Genomic DNA, 19,727 nt, shown 5'->3' on the forward strand with positions numbered 1-19,727 from the left:
GGGGCCGCCCGGCGGACCTTTTTTGGTGGCCACTTTTTCCGGATGACCCGTTTTCGTAAGGCCCGTGCGGTGGACAATGAGGGCATGAGCCAGCAGGGGGAGAGGCCCGCCGCCCACGAGGACGACTGGTGGCGCAGGCTGTACGACGAGACCGCAAGGGACGCCGGGGCGAGCAGCGCGGCCGACAGCCTCGACGACCGATTCGACTCGGCGTCGGACGCGGTGAGTCAGGGCGGGCCCGGGGGGTTTGACGGGGCGGGGGAGGGGGCTGGGCTTCTGCTTCCGCCTTCGGCGGTGGTGCCGGGCACGTCGGCCGGGCCGCCGCTGCCGCCTCCGCCGTCCGTGCCTCCGCCGTCCGTGCCTCCGCCTCCGCCAGTCGCACCGGCCGGGCCCGCGCCGTCCGCGCCCTTGGTGCCTGAACCGGTGCGGGTGCGTGCTCCGTGGGAGCCGCCGGTTGCGCCCGTACGCGGCCCGGGTGCGTCCCCGGCCGGCCCTTCGCAGCCGCGCACCTTCGCCGTACCGCCGGTTCCGTCCGGTCCTCCGGCTGCCGTCGGCCTGCCGTCGGGGCCGGACTTGCCGTCGGGGCCCGAGCTCGCGCCCGAGCCATCCACCGCCGATGGGGCGTCTGCGCCGGCGCCGCCTCTGCCCGGGCGGCCGGGAAGCGAAGGACCGGCCGCCTGGCAAGCCCCCGTCACCACGGTCACCGCACAGGCACTCGTACCCGAGCCGGAACGCATACCTGCCGTACCCGCACCCACACCCGCCCCACTCCGCCCCGCGATCAGCCATGTGGGTGACCGGCCGCCCACCTACGACGCCGAGCCCACCGCGCTGCCCGCCACCGTCCCCCAAGAGCTGGACGGTCTGGTCGCCGACACGGTGCTCGACGGCGCCGGATACGGCACGTACACCCTGCGCGCCGCCTCCGTGCGCGGGGACTCCGCACGGTTGCGGGGAGAGCCCCGCCGCGATGCGCTGCTCACCGTGCGCTTCGGCACCGACAGGAGTGCGCTCGTCCTGGTCGCCGTCGCCACCGGGGCCCGCGCCACCGAGCGGGCGCATCTGGCGGCGGCCGACGCCTGCCGCTGGATCGGCGGTGCCGTCGGCCGCAGCCATGTCCGGCTCTCCGAGGACATAAGGGCCGGCCGCCGCGGCGACCTCAAATCCGGCCTGCACCGCCTCACCGACCGCAGCTACGGCAAGCTGCGCGCCCGCGCCGCCGAGCTGGGACTCGAACCGCAGCAGTACACGGCGGGCCTGCGCTGCCTCCTGCTGTCGGCGGACCCGGACTGCCGTACCAGGGTCTTCTTCGGCGTCGGCACCGGTGGGCTCTTCCGGCTGCGCGACGGCGGCTGGCAGGACCTCGAACCGAAGGTTCCGGAAGCCGGTGACGTCAGCGGCGAAGCCGCGGTCGGATTCGGCTCCCCCTCTCCCGGGAGCGGCCCCGACGGAGACCACCTCACCCTGGATCCGGACATCGCCACGCCCCCGTCCCCGTATGTCGAGAGCCCGTTCGCCCCGCCCACCGAGCCGTTCCGGTTCCGGGCGTCGGTGGCCCGGCCGGGGGACACCCTGTTGCTGTGCAGCAGCGGTCTCGCCGACCCCCTCCGCGGCGAGCCCGCGCTCGCCCAGGAGCTCGCCGAACGCTGGACCCCCGACCAGGCACCCGGGCTCACCACCTTCCTCGCGGACACCCAGCTCAGGGTGAAGGGGTACTCCGACGACCGTACGAGTGTCGGCGTCTGGGAGGCGTAACCACGCGCGCCATGGGTTGATGGATGCGGAGTCCGGAAGCCGAAGCGCGGAAAGGGTACGCACCCATGGCCAAGCAGAACGTGTCGGAGCAGTTCGTCGACATCCTCGCCCGGGCGGGCGTCAAGCGTATGTACGGCGTCGTCGGCGACAGTCTCAACCCGGTCGTCGACGCCATCCGCCGCAACTCGGCCATCGAGTGGATCCAGGTCAGGCACGAGGAGACCGCCGCGTTCGCCGCCGGAGCCGAGGCCCAGATCACCGGCTCGCTGGCGTCCTGCGCGGGCTCCTGCGGCCCCGGCAATCTGCACCTCATCAACGGCCTCTACGACGCCCACCGCTCCATGGCACCCGTTCTCGCCCTCGCCTCGCACATTCCTTCGAGCGAGATCGGTCTCGGCTACTTTCAGGAGACCCATCCGGAGCTGCTCTTCCAGGAGTGCAGTCACTACAACGAGATGATCTCCAATCCGCAGCAGATGCCGCGGCTGCTCCAGACGGCCATTCAGCACGCGATCGGCCGAGGTGGCGTCAGCGTCGTCTCGATGCCGGGTGACATTGCATCGCAGCCCGCCCCGGAGAAGTCGGTCGAGCACGCCCTGGTCACTTCGCGGCCGACGGTACGGCCCGGTGACGAGGAGATCGAGAAGCTCTGCCGGATGGTCGACGAGGCGAAACGTGTGACATTGTTCTGCGGCAGCGGCACGGCGGGTGCCCACGCCGAGGTGATGGAGTTCGCCGAGCGGGTGAAGGCCCCGGTCGGGCACGCGCTGCGCGGCAAGGAATGGATCCAGTACGACAACCCGTACGACGTCGGCATGAGCGGACTGCTCGGCTACGGCGCTGCCTACGAGGCGACCAACGAGTGCGATCTCCTCATCCTGCTCGGCACCGACTTTCCGTACAACGCCTTCCTTCCCAGCGATGTGAAGATCGTCCAGGTCGATGTGCGCCCTGAGCACCTCGGCCGCCGTTCCAAGCTGGATCTGGCGGTCTGGGGCGATGTCCGCGAGACACTGAGATGTCTGACCCCGCGGGTCAGGACCAAGACCGACCGCAAGTTCCTCGACCGGATGCTGAAGAAGCACGCCGACGCGCTGGAGGGCGTGGTCAAGGCGTACACCCGCAAGGTCGAGAAGCACATCCCGATCCACCCGGAGTACGTCGCCTCGGTGCTGGACGATCTGGCTGACGACGACGCCGTGTTCACCGTCGACACCGGCATGTGCAATGTCTGGGCCGCCCGCTATCTCTCGCCCAACGGCAAACGCCGCGTCATCGGTTCGTTCAGCCACGGCTCGATGGCCAACGCGCTGCCGCAGGCCATCGGCGCCCAGTTCGTCGACCGGAACCGGCAGGTGGTGTCGATGTCCGGCGACGGCGGATTCACCATGCTGATGGGCGACTTCCTCACCCTGGTGCAGTACAACCTGCCGGTGAAGGTCGTACTGTTCAACAACTCCTCGCTCGGCATGGTCGAGTTGGAGATGCTCGTCGCCGGCCTGCCTTCGTTCGGTACGACCAACAAGAACCCGGACTTCGCGGCGATCGCCCGGGCAGCCGGGGCGTACGGCGTACGGGTGGAGAAGCCCAAGCAGCTCGAAAGCGCCCTCAAGGACGCCTTCAAGCACAAGGGCCCGGCGCTCGTCGATGTCGTCACCGACCCCAACGCGCTCTCCATCCCGCCGAAGATCAGCGCGGAGATGGTGACCGGCTTCGCGCTCTCCGCCAGCAAGATCGTGCTGGACGGCGGAGTCGGCCGGATGGTCCAGATGGCCCGCTCCAACCTGCGGAACGTGCCCCGCCCCTGAACGAACCCGAGCAGCGGGCGGGGCGGGCCGGGACTTCACGCCGGGGTCGGCCGGGTCCTCAGGAAGGGGTCAGGCGGACCGTCAGGATCTGGAACGGCCGCAGCGACAGTACGAGACCGTGCTCATCGGTGTCCGCCCCGTGCAGCGGCCGTTCCAGCAGGTCGGTGATCCGGGCCTGCACGACGGGGAATCCGACCCGCAGCGTCGTGTCGGCGCGCCCGCCCGCCGACTCGTACAGCCGCACGATCACATCGCCGCTGCGGTCCTCGGCGAGCTTGACCGACTCCACAGTGACTGCCGGATGCCCGGTACTGATCAGTGGCGGCAGGACCGGCGCAACGGCCGCCCGCAACGGCAGATTGAGCGCCAGCCCCTCCCGTACCGCATCCGTGACCTCACCGCCCGGCGCCAGCGCGTACGTGAACCGATGCCTGCCGAGGTCGGTCTCCGGGTCCGGGCTGTGCGGGGCGCGCAGCAGCGTCAGCCGTACGGTCGTGCCCAGGCCCGAAGCGTGCGGGGTCCGGGTCACCTCGTGCCCGTACGTCGAGTCGTTGAGCAATGTGATGCCGTACCCAGGCTCGGCGACCCGCAGCCAGCGATGGGCGCAGATCTCGAAACGGGCCGCGTCCCAGCCGGTGTTGTCGTGTGTCGGGCGGTGAATGTGCCCGAACTGGATCTCGGCCGTGGACCGTTCGGCGTGCACATCGAGCGGGAACGACACCTTGAGGACCTTCTCCGACTCCCGCCATTCCACCTCGGTGTCGATGTCGATCCGTCGGCTGCCGGCGGTCAGCCGGATCTCCTGCACGACGCGCGACGCCCCGAACGACCGCATCACACGGACGGCGGCCCGCAACGGTCCCTCCTCGACCAGTTCGACGGAGTCGGCGTCGGTGAGATCGGTGCGGGTGCGGCGGTAGTGGCGGTCGATGTCCCACGCATCCCAGTGATTGGGATGATCCGGATGCAACTGGAGAAGGTTGGCCCGGTGACCGGGGGCGAGGACGTCCCGCCCCGCCCCGAGATCGCGGACGGCGGCGATCAGCCCGTCGCCGTCGACCACGACCCGCAGCAGCCCGTTGTCGAATGCGAAACCCTCGTCCGCCGAGCAGGTCACCGTGACCGCGTGCTCCGGAACCGCCGAGCCGTCCAGCAGACCCGCGCCCAGTGCGGGTGTCTCGGCCAGCACCGCCGTACGCCCCTCGCCCAGCGGCTGCACATGCGCACCCGAGGGCAGCACCGCGCTCGCCCCGGCATCCAGCTCGACCACCTGACTCCGTCGGTACGGCGATGAGTTGAGCGCCACGAGAGCCTTGGCCCCACCCAGCGCCGCCACCGCGTCCGCCACCAGATCGGCCAGCTGCTCCCGCACCCGTTCGTATGTCTCGTGGGCCTCCCGGTGCACCCAGGCGATCGACGAGCCCGGCAGGATGTCATGGAACTGATGCAACAGCACCGTCTTCCACAGCCGGTCCAGCGCCTCGTACGGATAGGGGTGGCCGGGAGTCCGCAGCGCCGCCGTGGTGGCCCACAACTCGGCCTCACGGAGCAGGTGCTCGCTGCGTCGGTTGCCCTGCTTGGTCTTGGCCTGGGTGGTGTACGTGGCCCGGTGCAGCTCCAGATACAGCTCACCGGACCAGACCGGTGCCTGTGACCCGTACTCCTCCTCGGCCGCCGCGAAGAACGCCGACGGCCTCTGGATCTCGACCCTGGGCGAACCCTCCAGATCCCTGAGCCTGCGTGCCTTCTCCAGCATCTCGCGGGTCGGACCGCCCCCGCCGTCACCCCAGCCGAACGGGACGAGGGAGCGCGTCGCCAGGCCCTTCTCCGTGAAGTTCCTTTCCGCATGGGCCAGTTCGCGGCCATGGATCTGTGCGTTGTAGGTGTCCACGGGAGGGAAGTGAGTGAAGACCCTGGTCCCGTCGATGCCCTCCCACCAGAAGGTGTGATGTGGCATTTTATTGCTCTGATTCCAGGACAGCTTCTGCGTCAGGAACCATTTCACCCCTGCCAGTCGCGCCAGCTGCGGGAAGGCGGCCGTGCAGCCGAAGGAGTCCGGCAGCCAGATCTCCTCAGTCTCCACCCCCAGCTCCTGCTCGAAGAACCGCTTGCCGTGCACGATCTGCCGGGCAAGCGCCTCACCGCCCGGCATATTCGCATCGGACTCCACCCACATCGACCCCACGGGCGTCCACTGTCCGTCCGCCACGGCCCGCTTGATCCGCTCCCAGATGTGCGGCTGATGCTCCTTCACCCAGGCGTACTGCTGGGCCTGCGACGCGGCGAAGACCAGCTCCGGATAGTCCTGGGCCAGCGCGGTGACATTGGCGAAGGTGCGCGAGGCCTTGCGTACCGTCTCGCGCAGCGGCCACAGCCACGCCGAGTCGATGTGCGCATGCCCGGCGGCCGAGATCCGGTGTGCGCTCGCCGACGCCGGCCGGGACAGCACCTCGGTGAGCCGGTCCCGGCCGGCTCGCGCCGTGCCCGCCACATCGTGCAGATCCAGCGCATCGAGCATGCACTCCAGCGCCCGCAGGATCTCGTGCCGCCGGGACCGGTCGACGGGCAGTTCCCGCATCAGCTCGGAGAGCACCTCGATGTCCAGAACGAGATGCCAGACCTCCTCGTCCAGCACGGCGAGGTCCGCGGAGGCGAACCGGTAGAGGGGCCGGTCACCCGCCGTGAGTACGTCCCCGAGCGGCGTCGGCGCGAAGCCGTGCTCCAGAATCGCCGGGTTGGCCGCCGCCTCCAGGAGCAATGAGACCGGTTCACCGCCGGTGGCCCGGGACGCGACCGTCAGATGCCGATTTCGCGGGTGGATGCCCTTGAGCGGAACGCCCGCGGTGTCGTACAGCATCCCCTCGGCCTGGAATCCGGGCCCCTGACCGGAGAAGCCGGGGTCGACGACCACTTCGACGCGCCGCCCCGCCCAGTCCTCGGGCACCGCCCCCTCCAGCCGGAACCAGCTGGTGGACCACGGTTTCCCCCACTCCGTACCTGCAGTGAACGGCTCGTAGGTTCCCTCCAGTACCTCGGCCACCGGTACGGGTTCGCCGGGGATGTGCCGGACGGAGAGGGCGAGCGGGTTCCGGGCCGGGTACTGGGCCGGGCGGATGAACTGGTGCAGGGCCCTTTCGAGGCGGTCCTCCACCAATGTGCGGTCGTCGTGCATCACGGCTCCTCGGGTCGGCGCCTGCGGTGTTCATGGCTCCACTTCCCCGGCGGCGGAACCGGCACCCCTGCGAGCGGCGCGACGGGGTGATGGTTGATCAACTGGCCCTGCACGCACCCTTGGCGGCATCAAAACAATGTGACATATTACTGTCGTGTTCATGAGACAGCCCCTGGATGTCGTCATCGTCGGGGCCGGAGTGGTCGGTGCCGCCTGCGCCTACTACGCCTCCCGGTCCGGACTGTCCGTAGCCGTCGTCGACCGAGGTTCGGTCGCCGGAGGCACCACCGGAGCCGGGGAGGGCAACCTCCTGGTCTCCGACAAATTGCCAGGCCCCGAACTGGAACTGGCTCTGCTCTCGGCCTCCTTGTGGCGCGAACTGTCGGAAGAACTTTCTTCGGACATCGAGTACGAGATCAAGGGTGGTCTGGTCGTGGCGGCGTCCGAGGAATCCCTGACCACCCTGTCCACGACGGCCGCCACCCAGCGGGGAGCCGGAGTCGAGGCGTACCACGTCACATCCGACCGGCTCCGCGATGCCGAGCCTCACCTCGCACCGCACCTCGCCGGAGGCTGCCATTACCCGCAAGACGCTCAGGTTCAACCAGCCCTGGCGGCAGCCGAGTTGTTACGGGAAGCCGGCCGCTCCGGAGCACGACTGTGCCCGGGGGAGGAAGTCGTCGGGATACTCAGGCACCGGGATGGCGCGGTACGCGGGGTGCGCACCGCACGGAGTGAACTGCGCGCCCCGGTGGTCGTCAACGCGGCGGGCACCTGGGGCGGCGACCTGGCCGCAATGGCCGGGGTGGACCTGCCGGTCCTGCCGCGCAGGGGGTTCGTGCTCGTCACCGAGCCGTTGCCGCGGCTGATCCGGCACAAGGTCTACGCGGCGGAGTACGTGTCCGATGTGTCGAGCGGGTCCGCGGCGCTGCAGACCTCGCCCGTGGTGGAGGGAACCCCTTCGGGCCCGGTGCTGATCGGGGCCAGCCGCGAACGGGTCGGCTTCGACCGGACGTTGTCGGTTCCGGCGATCGCCCGGCTGGCCGCCCAGGCCGCCGCTCTCTTCCCCGTATTGGCGGATGTGCGGGTGATGCGCGCCTACCACGGGTTCCGCCCCTACCTGCCCGATCACCTGCCGGCGATCGGCCCGGACCCCCGGGTGCCAGGCCTCTTCCACGCCTGCGGCCACGAAGGGGCCGGGATCGGGCTGGCCCCCGCGACCGGGCTGCTGATCGCCGACGCGATCGCCGGGCGGCAGCCGGTACTCGATCCCGGACCGTTCGCCCCGGACCGGTTCGATACCACGTGCCATGTCACATGACTGCGAAGGGGGCTCGCGTGCCCCGGGAGAGGACCCTGTGAGACGTACCCATGCGCGTACCCCGGCCGAGCTCGTCGCGGCGCGGCCCGAACCGGAATTCCAGCTGACCTTCGACGGGCGCCCGATTCGTGGACTGCCGGGGCAGAGCATCGCCGCCACCCTCTGGTCGGCGGGCATCCTGACCTGGCGCACCACTCGGGTCCACGGCCGGCCGCGTGGAGCCTTCTGCGGCATCGGCGCCTGCTACGACTGTCTGGCCACGGTCAACGGCCGTCCGAACCAGCGTGCATGCCTGCTTCCCGCCCGCCCCGGCGACGCCATCACCACACAGGAGGGTGACGGGTATGCCGCACTCGACAGATGAACGCCGCCCCCGGGACGCGGACTGCGCCGGACTCGCCGTGGTGGGCGCGGGACCGGCCGGCCTGGCCGCCGCCGTCACCGCGGCCGATCACGGGCTCGACGTGGTTCTGCTGGACTCGGCCGTCACGCCCGGTGGGCAGTACTACCGAAGCCCACCCGGCGGGCTCGGCGCGACCCGGCCCGGCGCCCTCCACCATGGCTGGCCCGTCTTCGCGGAACTCTCCGCACGACTTGCCGCGCACCGCGACTCGGGCGCGATCCGCCATCTCCCCAACCATCAGGTGTGGACGGTCGAACGAGCCGGTGACGGCGACTGGATCCTGCACGCCGTCACCGGAGCCGAAGGGGATCAACGTTCCGCTGTCCGGGCCCGCCGACTGCTGCTGGCGACGGGTGCCCATGAACGTCAACTCCCCTTCCCCGGCTGGACGCTTCCGGGTGTGGTGAGCGCGGCCGGCGCCCAGGCCATGCTCAAGTCCGGCCTGGTGCTGCCCGGCCGCCGGATCGTGGTCGCGGGGAGCGGCCCGCTTCTGCAGGCCGTCGCCCTTTCGCTGACGCGCGCCGGTGCGAGCGTTCCCGCACTCATCGAAGCGTCCGGATACGGGGCGTACGCGCGCGCTCCCCAGGTGCTGGCCGCCAACCCCGGCAAGATGGCGGAAGGGGTCCGGCACGGGGCGGCACTGACCGGCGCCGGAGTCCGAATGCTGACTCGCCGGGCGGTGACCGACGTGCACGGCGACGACCGGGTGGAGGCGGTGACCGTCAGCCGGGTGGACCGCCGGTGGCGCCCCGTGCCGGGGACCGGCCGCGAGATCGCCTGCGATGCGCTCGCTGTCGGACACGGGCTCGCTCCTCAGCTGGAACTCGCCGTGGCGGCGGGCTGCGGTACGCGCGCGTGCGCGGACGGCACGCATGCGGTCACCCTCGACCAGCAGCTCAGGACCACCGTGCCGGGGGTCTGGGCGGCGGGAGAGGCCGGCGGCATCGGAGGCGTCGAACTTGCCCTCTGCGAAGGCGAGTTGGCAGCGCTATCGGTTATTCGCGAGATGCGGGGCGGCGTGCAGCGGGCAGCGGCGCGCAGAGCAGTCGCTCTGCTTCGCTCCCGACGTCGTCTGCGGGCCTTTTCCACGTTGATGGGTGCCGTGCACCGGCCGGGGGCGGGGTGGAGCGAATGGCTGACCGGCGACACGGAGGTCTGCCGTTGCGAAGAAGTCACCGCGGGCCGGATCCGTACCGCGTGCGAGGAGTTCGGAGCCGGTGACACCAGGACCGTCAAACTGCTCACCCGGGCCGGAATGGGGTGGTGTCAGGGCCGGACCTGCGGATTCGCCGTCCGCGAACTGGCCGACGCGCACGGCAGCGGACGCGGCGCCGGTGAAGAGCCGGACGGCCCCGACCGGCGCCCGCTGGCCTGCCCGGTGAGGCTGTCCACGCTCGCCGACCTGGCCGAACCCGCATAGACCCGCAGCCGCCCCCCGACACGCCTCGGTCGCGCCTCGGCACTGCGCGCCGCCAGAGACTGCCCGTATTTCCGTTGAACCATGACATGTCACACCTCTCAAGGAGCCACGATGCAGACGAACAACCACCCGCGCACCCGCCCCTGGCACGGGGTCATGGTCGCCACCCCGCTCACATTGCGCGACGACTGCACGATCGACTACGACGCATATGCCACGCATGTCCGACAGCTCATCGAGGCGGGTTGCGACGGTGTGGTGCCCAACGGGTCACTGGGGGAGTACCAGACCCTGACCGACAGCGAACGCGAGCAGATGGTCCGGGTCGCCGTCGAGGCGGCAGGCGACGGCAGCCGCGTCATGCCGGGCGTCTCCGCCTACGGCAGCGCGGAGTCGCGGCGCTGGGCGGAACAGGCCGCAGAGGCGGGCGCCGGTTCGGTGCTGCTCCTGCCGCCCATCGGATACCGCTGCGAGGACGCGGCGGTCCGAGCCCACTACGCCGCTGTGGCCGAAGTCGGGGTTCCGGTCGTCGCGTACAACAATCCGTACGACACCAAGGTGGATCTGACACCGAGCCTGCTCGCCGCTCTCCACCAGGAGGGCAGCATCGTGGCGGTCAAGGAGTTCAGCGGCGATGTCCGACGGGCCTACGAGATCGCCGAACAGGCGCCCGGCCTCGACGTGCTCGTGGGCGCCGACGACGTACTGCTGGAACTGGCACTCGCCGGGGCCGTCGGCTGGATCGCCGGCTGTCCGAACATGTTGCCGTCCTGCTGTGTCGAGCTGTACCAAGCCGCTGTGACGGGTGACATGGCAACTGCCCTGCCGCTGTACCGCGAGCTGCATCCCCTGCTGCGGTGGGACTCGAAGCCGGAGTTCGTCCAGGCCATCAAGGCATCCATGGACGTTGTCGGTCGCCACGGCGGCCGTACCCGTCCGCCACGTCTTCCCCTGCCCGCCGACGACGAGGCCGCCGTACGTGCCGCGACGGAGAAGGCACTGGCCGGGGGCCTCGGCTGAGCGCGGTCCGGCCGTTGTACATGGCCAGCGCCCGACCCAGCCCGTTCTTAGTGTTCTTCGTGACGAACTGACGAACCAGGGGGAGCCTTGCAGACACGTCACATTTTCCATGCGGTCGACTCACACACCGAGGGCATGCCCACCCGCGTCATCACCGGCGGCATCGGCACCATCCCCGGTGCCACGATGGCCGAACGGCGCAGGTACTTCCAGGAGCACCGGGACGCCGTGCGCACACTGCTCATGTACGAACCGCGCGGCCACGCCGCCATGAGCGGTGCGATCCTCCAACCGCCCACCCGGCCCGACGCGGACTTCGGCGTCCTCTATATAGAGGTTTCCGGGTGTCTGCCGATGTGCGGGCACGGCACCATCGGGGTCGCGACCGTTCTGGTGGAGACCGGCATGGTCGAGGTCACCGAACCCGTCACCACCGTACGGCTGGACACCCCGGCCGGACTCGTCAGCGTCGACGTCCGGGTGAGGGACGGCGCGGCCGCAGCTGTCACCCTGACCATGGTTCCCGCGTTCAGCGTCGCACTCGACCGGACGGTGGACGTACCCGGCTACGGACCGGTCCGCTACGACCTCGCCTACGGCGGAAACTTCTACGCGATGGTGCAACTGTCCGACCTCGGGCTGCCCTTCGACCGGGCGCGCAAGGACGACATCCTGGCGGCCGGACTCGCCCTGAAGGACGCGGTCAACGCCGCTGACCGGCCCGTTCACCCAGAAGACCCCGACATCCACGGCCTCAAGCACGTGCAGTTCATCGCACCCGGTTCCGATTCCCGCCACTCCCGACATGCGATGGCCATCCACCCCGGCTGGTTCGACCGGTCGCCCTGCGGAACCGGCACCTCGGCACGCATGGCCCAACTGCACGCACGCGGTGAACTTCCCCTGGACACCGACTTCGTGAACGAGTCCTTCATCGGAACGTCGTTCACCGGGCGTCTCATCGAGAAGACCACCGTGGGCGGGCTGCCCGCCGTCGTCCCGACCATCACGGGCCGTGCCTGGATCACCGGTACCGCACAATTCTTCCTGAACCCGTCCGACCCCTTCCCCGAAGGATTCCTGCTGTGAACCTGCCCCTGCTCGGCGCCGACGACATCGAGGTCCTGGGACCGACCGGAGCCCTGGACGCCCTGGAGGCGGCGCTGAGCGGGGGACTCGATCCGGAGACCTCCCCGGCCCGGCACCATGTCACAGTGCCCGGCGGGGAACTTCTGATCATGCCTGCCACCACCCAGCGGGTGACCGGAGTGAAGATCGCCGGAGTCGCCCCCGGCAACCCGGCACGCGACCTGCCCCGGATCACCGGAAGCTATCTGCTGCTCGACGGCCCCACTCTGCTGCCGCTCGCCCTGCTCGACGGGGCCGCGCTCACCACGTTGCGCACACCGGCCGTGTCCGCACTGGCGATCCGCCACCTCACCGGGCCCGTCCTGCGTCATCTGGTGCTCTTCGGAACCGGCCCCCAGGCGTACGGACACCTTGCCGCGGTGCTCGCGGAACGGCACGTCGAACGCGTCACCGTGATCGGCCGTACCCCGCGCCGGGTCACCGCACTGGTCGAGCATGCCCGTCAACTCGGCGTGGACGCCCGTGCGGGCGCGGCGCACGGGACCGAGGAGGTCGCCACGGCGGATCTGGTGCTCTGCTGCACCACGTCCGCAACCCCGCTGTTCGACGGCGCCCTGGTACCGGACGGGGCGACGGTCGTCGCGGTCGGTTCGCACACCCCGGATGCCCGGGAGGTGGACACCACGCTGGTGTCACGCTCCACCGTGTTCGTCGAATCGAGGGTGGCAGCCCTGTCGGAGGCGGGCGATCTGCTGATCCCGATGGCGGAAGGAGCCTTCGGAGCCGAGGACATCGCCGGCAACCTCGCCGACCTGGTGACCGGTCGGATCCCCGGTGAGAAGCCGGTTGCCTTCGAGCGCCCCCGGTTCTTCAAGAGCGTCGGAATGGGCTGGGAAGACCTCGCGGTCGCCGCGGCGGTGCACCGGAAGTCGGCGCCCTGACCGAGTTGTCCACAGGCCAGGAGCGACGGGCCCGAGCGGAAACGTGACATTGTATTCTGAGGGCCCGCACGGCGTTGGAGGAACAAACATGGCCCGCCTGTCGACGCTCAATGTCATCTCGGTGCAAGAGCACTTGCGCGACCAGGTGGCGAACGCCCTCAGGGCGGCCCTGATCGCCGGGGACCTCCGTCCGGGCATGATCTACTCCGCTCCCGCGCTCGCTGCCGAATTCGGGGTGTCCGCCACCCCGGTCCGCGAGGCCATGCTCGACCTGGCGCGTGAGGGCCTGGTCGAAGCGGTCCGCAACAAGGGCTTCCGGATAACCGAGTTGACCGATCAGGACCTCGACGACTTCACCGAACTCCGCGCCATGATCGAGGTACCCACAGTCGGCCGCATTGCCCGGATGGGCAAGGTCAGGGAGCTGAAGGCGCTGCGGCCGCTCGCTCTGGCGATCGTCGCCGCAGCCGCCGAGCACGACATCATCGGCTACCTGGAGGCGGACCGTCGCTTCCATCTCGAACTGCTCGGGCTGGCCGGCAACCGCAGACTGGTGGAGGAAGTCGGCAGCCTGCGCAAGCGATCGCGCCTCTTCGGACTGAACCGTCTTGCCGAGACCGGGCAGTTGACCGTATCGGCCGAGGAGCATGTCCAACTGCTCGACCTCATGATCGCTGGTGACGCGCAGCGCTCCGAGGCCTGCATGCTGACCCACATGTCACATGTCAGGTCGCTCTGGGCCGAGGAGGAGGGCAACGACACGGGCGCGGGAGGCATCCAGATCAGAAGGGTGTCGCTGCCGGTCGCAGAGGCCTGAACCGTCGGTCCCGTCGCAGCGTCCCAGGGGCGCTCCGTCCTTCGTCGGCCGCTCCGATACGCGGGGCGGCCGCTGAAGAGGGCCGGTCGGCTCAGCTGTCCAGCAGAGTGGCCATCCACTCCTCGATATCGTCGGCCGTGCGCGGCAGCGCGGACGACATGAGGCGGGCGCCGTCGGCCGTGATCACGAGGTCGTCCTCGATCCGCACCCCGATTCCGCGCAGCGACCGGGGCAGCGTCTCGTCGTCGGGCTGGAGATAGAGTCCCGGTTCCACGGTCAGTACCTGGCCGACTTCCAGGCGCCCGTCCAGATAGGTGTTGGCGCGTGCCTGGGCGCAGTCATGAACGTCCATGCCGAGCATGTGGCCGCTGCTGCAGAGTGTGTACCGGCGGTAGAGGCCGTTGTCGGCGTCGAGCGCCTCATCGGCGGACATCGACAGCACGCCCCATTCGTGCAGCCCTTCGGCGATGATCCGCATGGCTGCCATGTGGAAGTCACGGAATCGCGCCCCGGGACGCAGGGCCGCGATGCCCGCTTCCTGTGCGGCCAGCACCAGCTCGTAGACGCTGCGCTGTACGGGAGAGAAGCGGCCGGACAGTGGCAGGGTGCGGGTGATGTCGGCCGTGTAGAGCGAATCGGTCTCCACCCCGGCGTCCAGGAGCAGCAACCGGTCGCGGTCCAGTGGACCGTCATTGCGGATCCAGTGCAGGACACAGGCGTGTGCCCCCGCTGCGGCGATCGTGGAGTAGCCCGGACCGTTGCCCTCCAGCCGGGCCCGCAGATCGAAGACGCCCTCGATCCAACGCTCGCCGCGTGGGTGCTGCAGTGCCTGCGGAAGGCTGCGTACCACATCCTCGAACCCAGCCACCGTCGCATCGACGGCATGCTGCAACTGACCTGTTTCCCATGGGTCCTTGACGAGCCGGAGCTCGCTGAGCACCGCGGCCAGTCCGGCCGGAGCCGACCGTCCGGGCGGAAAAGCACCGCGGGTGCTCAGGAGTTCGTCGACGGACGGGTCCACACCGCCCAGCACCCGTACCGGGGGCTGTGGTCCGGTCAGCAGCTTCTCCCAGGCGTCCAGGTGCGCGCAGCGGATGCCGGTCATCCGGGTGGCCTCCGCCAGGTCCGGCCGGCGCCCGACCCAGAACTCCCCGTACCTGCGGTCACGGTAGAACTCGTGACCGGTGCGCGGTGACCGGGGACGCAGGTACAGCACCGCTTCGTGCCGCTCGTCACCGTCGGGTTCCAGGACGAGGACATGGCCGGCCTGCTCCTCGCCGGTGAGGCCGGTGAGCCAGGCGTAGCCCGTGTGCGGACGGAAGCGATGGTCGGTGTCGTTGGAGCGGACCGCGAGCGCGCCCGCCGGGATGACCAGGCGCTCGCCCGGGAAGCGGGCGGCGAGCCGGGCCCGGCGGGCGGGGGTGACGCCGTACGAGGGAACGCGGATGTCCGCCGGCAGTGGGTTGTCGGCCCACGCCGTGCGCATGAAGTCGTCCAGCGCGGGCGACACCGGAAGGTCATGGCTGCCGGTTCGGGGTGCGGGGAGGGAATGGGACACGGGCGTTTTCTCCTCAAGGCTCTGTCGGGGCTCGGGGATCGGGGCGCTGTCCGACAGCGCCCAGGCGGTCAGGGATCCGATGGCGGCGGCCGTCTGCGCGCGGGCCGCCACTGAAGTCCGTTGCTGCGTCGACGAGTTGTCGCGGAGATGAATGTGTGTGAGAAGGCTTCCTAAGAACATGTGACATGTGCCATTGTACAGCGCGCAGAGGGGAGAGGTCGTGTCCATGCCACGGTGCGAAAGCGCCAGGACCCGACCCGGACCCACCCCCGCGCATTCCCCCACAGCCGCGCACCGTTGCGCGGTCACCACTCCGCTGGAGGCGGCACGTGAAGAACCTGAGGGTTCGGCAAAAAATAACCGGATTGTCCACCGCGGTCCTGGCAGCATGCCTGGGCGTGGGCCTGTTCACGGCACCGAGCCAGGCCGTCGAGCAACGCCCCGCCGTGTCGACCGTGACCCCCCACTCCTCGGACGCCGCGCAGAAGCGGGCGGAACCCCGGACCGAGGACCCCGGCGGCCCCACCGCCGAGGCGCTGACAGCACCCGCCGACGATGCCGCTCACGTCCAACGCAAGTCGCTCAAGGCCGCCGACCAGCCGCCGCTGTCCGCGTCCAAGGACGCGCTCAAGCGGGACTACGACGACCAGGCCACCGCGCTTCCGAGCCACCCGGCACCTTCGATGAAGGCCGAGAAGCGCCGCGCCAAGAAGCTCGGCAAGGCCGCGGCCGAGTGCAACATCACCGATTTCACCAACAACACCGGAAGCGCCCTGGTCGAGAAGGTCAAGGCGGCGACCACCGACTGCGTCAACACGCTGTTCCGTCTCAAGGGCCAGGACGGCTACAACGCCTTCCGCGAGGACCAGATGGTCACCGTCGCCGATGCGATGCGCGGCGCGTCGGCCTCCTACCCGGGTGACGACAGCACCGGCATGCCCCAGCTGATTCTCTTCCTCCGGGCCGGCTACTACGTGCAGTACTACGACCCCGACACCGTCGGGGAGTACGGGCCGCGCCTGCGCACGGCCATCCAGGGCGCGCTCGACGGCTTCTTCGGCTCCTCGCACGCCTTCGACGTCACCGACGCCAACGGCGAGAGCCTGTCCGAGGCGATCATCCTGGTCGACAGCGCCGAGGAGAACGCCCGCTACCTGAACATCGTCAAGCGGATGCTGGCCGACTACGACGAGTCGTACAACGACTCCTGGTACATGCTCAACGCCGTGAACAGCGTGTACACGGTCATGTTCCGCGGTCACCAGGTGCCCGAGTTCATCAGCGCCATCGAGGCCGATTCCAGCGTGCTGAACTCCCTGCACGACTTCGCCGCGAACCACCTCGACCTGCTGGGTACCAAGCAGTCGTTCCTGGTCTCCAACGCGGGACTCGAACTCGGCCGCTTCCTCAAGGAGGACTCGCTGCGCGCCAAGGCGAGCCCGATCGCGGTCGACCTGATGGGCAAGAGCTCCATCGACGGCCCCACCGCCCCGCTCTGGGTCAACTTGGCCAAGATGGTCGACGCCTACGACAAGGACAACTGCGCGGACTACGGCGCCTGCAACCTCGCGGAGCGTCTCGAGAAGGTCGTCCTGCCGGTGAAGCACACCTGTAGCGACAGCATCACCATCCGGGCGCAGGACATGGCCGCGGAGGAACTCGAAGCCAGCTGCACCAGCCTGCGCGACCAGGACGCCTACTTCCACGAGGTGGCCCGGGACAACGGCGCGGTCGCCGACGACAACAACAAGACCATCGAGGTCGTGGCCTTCGACTCCAGCACCGACTACCAGACCTACGCCGGAGTGATCTTCGGCATCGACACCAACAACGGCGGCATGTACCTGGAGGGCGACCCCAAGGCTGAGGGCAACCAGCCCCGGTTCATCGCCTACGAGGCCGAGTGGGCCCGCCCCGACTTCCAGATCTGGAACCTCAACCACGAGTACACGCACTACCTCGACGGCCGCTTCAACATGTTCGGCGACTTCGGGGCCGGAATGACCACGCCGACCGTCTGGTGGGTCGAGGGCTTTGCGGAGTACGTCTCCTACTCGTACCGCAAGGTCACCTACGACAACGCCGTTGCCCAGGCCGCGAACCACACCTACACCCTGCGGACCCTGTTCGACACCACCTACGACAACGCCGACCAGACCCGTGTCTACAACTGGGGCTACCTGGCGGTCCGTTACATGCTGGAGTCCCACCGCGCTGACGTCGACACGCTTCTCGGGCTCTACCGCAAGGGTGACTGGAACGCTGCCCGCACCCTGCTCACATCGACCATCGGAAGCCGCTACGACGCCGACTGGAACACCTGGCTGACCGCCTGCGCGGCCGGTGCCTGCGGCAGCGGGTCTACCAACCCGCCCGGTGAGATCACTGAGTGCAAGGACGCCGACACCAGGCTGCTGGGCCGGAACTGCATGCGCAGCGAGCTGAAGGCCGTCAAGGGCGACTACGCCTACCTGGCCGTCCTCATCCCGGCCGGCACCACCCAGTTGAAGATCACCGCCTCCGGCGGCACGGGTGACGCCGACCTCTACTACAGCGCGAAGGAGTGGGCGACCACCGAGGTCTACACCGACAAGTCCGTCGGGGCGGGCAACGAGCACACCCTGACTGTCAACAACCCGGCGCCGGGCTACCACTTCATCAGCCTCTACGGCACCGAGCAGTTCGACGGCGCCAAGGTCACCACCGAGTTCTGATCCCTACGACCCCCACAGCATCGGCCGGCCGAGTGATGTTCCCGCTCGGCCGGCCGGTGCCGTGGCCCGGGGGCCGCGCCCGCCGGACGCGACCCCGGGCTCACGACAGCCGCAGCGTGCCGGGGGTCGTGTCGTCCGCCAGGATCGCCGCGATCAGGTCGAAGAGCGTCGGCCCCCGTCCGGCCAAGGCCTCGTCGAGCCGCTCCCGCATCGTGGGTTGGTTGGTGGGATGCACCCGCTCCAGACTCCGTCGCAGCTGACGGGCCGTCTCCTCGTGGCCCAGGGCCCGTGCGGACAGCGCGTGGTCCCGCCACTCGAAGACGAAGTCGCCGTCGTCCGGGGTGCCCATCCCGCCGCTCAGGCAGTCCGCCAGGGCGTCGAGGTTGCGGCCGAAGTACCCACCGGGGCCGTTCACGGCCTCGCCGATCACTTCCCAGAAGCGTTCCAGTCCGGTGACCCGGGAGCCGTCGATCACATAGGTCACGGTCATGGGGGGAGAGTACAAGTCCGGCCGCTTCCGGCGGTCCGTGATCCGCGCCGCAGGTGGGGGGCTACGGCGCGGATCGGCTCGGAGGACCGGGCTTCAGCAGCCCTGGTCGATCAGGTCGAAGGTGGCGTAGTGGTCGCTGGTGTAGTAGTCCTCCTGCACCTCTTCACCCGTGACGATCCGACGCGCGCCCCGGGTGGGGGAGCCGGGGGTGATGACCGTGTACTCGTGGTAGTAGCCGGTGTTCTGGCCGAGCAGGACGCCTTCACGGTTCTGGAAGACGGCACCGTCCTGCGAGTAGGGGAACGGGCCGCCCGCGTCGATCAGGTCGAGGGTGTCGTGCGCCTGGGCAGGCAGCACCGAGTAACAGATGCTGCCGACCGAGGTGGTGGCTGCCGTTGCGGCCGTGGGGACCGGGCCGCCGATGAAGAGGACGGACAGGAGGGCGGCAGCGCCACCGAGCGTGGTGATCCGTGGGGGGATTCGCATAGCCACCATGATGACGCGCGTAGACATGGCCACGTCAACGTCAATCGGTGTGAATTTTCTGGAAGTTAACCGGAGAGGCGGAAGTGTGACATTCATGTGGCCGCCGCTCCGGGCCGTGCCGCCCGTTCTCTGTTCACTTATTGATGAGTCGACAAGCGTGGCAGCCCGCCTGTGGGGCATGCATCCCCAGGCGACGAGAAATCGAGAAGTCGAGAAGGGGGCGATTCACTGTGCGGGCGGGGGAAACGATGGAGCGTCAGGGAGATGCCGATTCCATGGCGGACGGAGCGGCGCACCAGCCGGGTGCGCAGGGGCAGCAGCCGGTCCGGCTGCGTCGCAGACTGGCCCACACGGATCTGGCGGCGGTGAGCGAAGTGCGTCGCGCGTTACGGGAGTTCCTGCGATACCGGTGGCCGGCCGAGCCGACCGAGGTGGCGGAGCTCCTGCTCAGCGAGCTGGTGACCAATGCGCTGATCCATACGAGGCACGGCGCGGTCGTCACGGTGAGTGTGGCACCGGCGAAACTACGGGTGGAGGTTCGGGACTTCGTATCCGGAATGCCCCTGTCGTACGTACCGAACGCCGACGACGGTACGCATGGCCGAGGACTGATCCTGGTGCGGAGCCTCGCGGACGCCTGGGGGGTCAGCGCACACGCGCTGGGCAAGGTCGTCTGGTTCGAGCTGGACGGCGAAAAGCCCTGAGGGCCCGGAAGAGACCGGGCCATCAGGGC

Annotated in this window: 15 protein-coding genes; 11 read left to right on the plus strand and 4 right to left on the minus strand. The window is 69.5% G+C overall.

Annotated elements, in window-relative coordinates; genetic code table 11:
- The first annotated feature begins 84 nt into the window (after positions 1-84).
- Both IEZ15_RS09615 and IEZ15_RS09620 read left to right on the plus strand, forming a co-directional pair.
- On the plus strand, positions 85-1,755 hold the full coding sequence (locus tag IEZ15_RS09615; protein WP_189275821.1) for a protein phosphatase 2C domain-containing protein: 1,671 nt from the start codon (positions 85-87) through the stop codon (positions 1,753-1,755).
- 65 nt (positions 1,756-1,820) lie between these two features.
- Positions 1,821-3,563, plus strand: a complete 1,743-nt coding sequence (locus IEZ15_RS09620) for a pyruvate dehydrogenase (RefSeq protein WP_114247407.1) — start codon at positions 1,821-1,823, stop codon at positions 3,561-3,563.
- 58 nt (positions 3,564-3,621) lie between these two features.
- Here the strand turns inward: IEZ15_RS09620 and IEZ15_RS09625 are convergent, their stop codons facing one another.
- Entirely contained in the window at positions 3,622-6,735 is a 3,114-nt protein-coding gene (locus IEZ15_RS09625) for an alpha-mannosidase (RefSeq protein WP_189275823.1), read from the minus strand.
- A gap of 160 nt (positions 6,736-6,895) precedes the next feature.
- Between IEZ15_RS09625 and IEZ15_RS09630 the strand changes: the two genes are divergently transcribed.
- From IEZ15_RS09630 to IEZ15_RS09660, 7 genes are all read left to right on the plus strand, one after another.
- Positions 6,896-8,056: an NAD(P)/FAD-dependent oxidoreductase gene (locus IEZ15_RS09630; protein ID WP_189275825.1), complete on the plus strand. Its 1,161-nt coding sequence runs from the start codon at positions 6,896-6,898 to the stop codon at positions 8,054-8,056.
- A gap of 37 nt (positions 8,057-8,093) precedes the next feature.
- Positions 8,094-8,420 carry a (2Fe-2S)-binding protein gene (locus IEZ15_RS09635; RefSeq protein ID WP_229845814.1) on the plus strand — a complete coding sequence of 109 codons (327 nt, stop codon included), beginning with the start codon at positions 8,094-8,096 and terminating at the stop codon, positions 8,418-8,420.
- Positions 8,401-9,879, plus strand: a complete 1,479-nt coding sequence (locus IEZ15_RS09640; RefSeq protein WP_189275828.1) for an FAD/NAD(P)-dependent oxidoreductase — start codon at positions 8,401-8,403, stop codon at positions 9,877-9,879. Before IEZ15_RS09635 ends, IEZ15_RS09640 begins: the two co-directional genes overlap by 20 nt.
- A 111-nt stretch (positions 9,880-9,990) precedes the next feature.
- Positions 9,991-10,899, plus strand: coding sequence for a dihydrodipicolinate synthase family protein (locus IEZ15_RS09645; RefSeq protein ID WP_189275830.1), 909 nt, complete (start codon positions 9,991-9,993; stop codon positions 10,897-10,899).
- A gap of 87 nt (positions 10,900-10,986) precedes the next feature.
- A complete protein-coding gene (locus tag IEZ15_RS09650; RefSeq protein ID WP_189275831.1) occupies positions 10,987-11,988 on the plus strand; it encodes a proline racemase family protein in 1,002 nt (333 codons plus the stop codon).
- Positions 11,985-12,929 carry an ornithine cyclodeaminase family protein gene (locus tag IEZ15_RS09655; RefSeq protein WP_229845815.1) on the plus strand — a complete coding sequence of 315 codons (945 nt, stop codon included), beginning with the start codon at positions 11,985-11,987 and terminating at the stop codon, positions 12,927-12,929. Before IEZ15_RS09650 ends, IEZ15_RS09655 begins: the two co-directional genes overlap by 4 nt.
- 88 nt (positions 12,930-13,017) lie before the next feature.
- The gene (locus IEZ15_RS09660; protein WP_114247414.1) at positions 13,018-13,746 is read left to right on the plus strand and encodes a GntR family transcriptional regulator; all 729 of its coding nucleotides are present in this window, start codon (positions 13,018-13,020) and stop codon (positions 13,744-13,746) included.
- 91 nt (positions 13,747-13,837) lie between these two features.
- Here the strand turns inward: IEZ15_RS09660 and IEZ15_RS09665 are convergent, their stop codons facing one another.
- On the minus strand, positions 13,838-15,304 hold the full coding sequence (locus IEZ15_RS09665; protein ID WP_229845816.1) for an aminopeptidase P family protein: 1,467 nt from the start codon (positions 15,302-15,304) through the stop codon (positions 13,838-13,840).
- Between the two features lie 329 nt (positions 15,305-15,633).
- On the opposite strand from IEZ15_RS09665, the gene IEZ15_RS09670 reads away from it, so the two are divergent.
- Positions 15,634-18,018 (plus strand): M9 family metallopeptidase, encoded by a 2,385-nt coding sequence (locus IEZ15_RS09670; protein WP_229845817.1) that lies wholly within the window; start codon positions 15,634-15,636, stop codon positions 18,016-18,018.
- Between the two features lie 100 nt (positions 18,019-18,118).
- On the opposite strand, the gene IEZ15_RS09675 is transcribed toward IEZ15_RS09670, so the two are convergent.
- Together IEZ15_RS09675 and IEZ15_RS09680 are read right to left on the minus strand one after the other, a co-directional pair.
- Positions 18,119-18,508 carry a barstar family protein gene (locus tag IEZ15_RS09675; RefSeq protein ID WP_189275835.1) on the minus strand — a complete coding sequence of 130 codons (390 nt, stop codon included), beginning with the start codon at positions 18,506-18,508 and terminating at the stop codon, positions 18,119-18,121.
- Between the two features lie 93 nt (positions 18,509-18,601).
- Positions 18,602-18,994 (minus strand): guanyl-specific ribonuclease, encoded by a 393-nt coding sequence (locus IEZ15_RS09680; protein WP_189275837.1) that lies wholly within the window; start codon positions 18,992-18,994, stop codon positions 18,602-18,604.
- A gap of 341 nt (positions 18,995-19,335) precedes the next feature.
- On the opposite strand from IEZ15_RS09680, the gene IEZ15_RS09685 reads away from it, so the two are divergent.
- On the plus strand, positions 19,336-19,698 hold the full coding sequence (locus IEZ15_RS09685) for an ATP-binding protein (protein ID WP_308427394.1): 363 nt from the start codon (positions 19,336-19,338) through the stop codon (positions 19,696-19,698).
- Positions 19,699-19,727 lie beyond the last annotated feature (29 nt).

The sequence above is a fragment of the Streptomyces atratus genome, assembly GCF_014648655.1.
GTDB classification, from domain to species: Bacteria; Actinomycetota; Actinomycetes; order Streptomycetales; family Streptomycetaceae; genus Streptomyces; species Streptomyces atratus.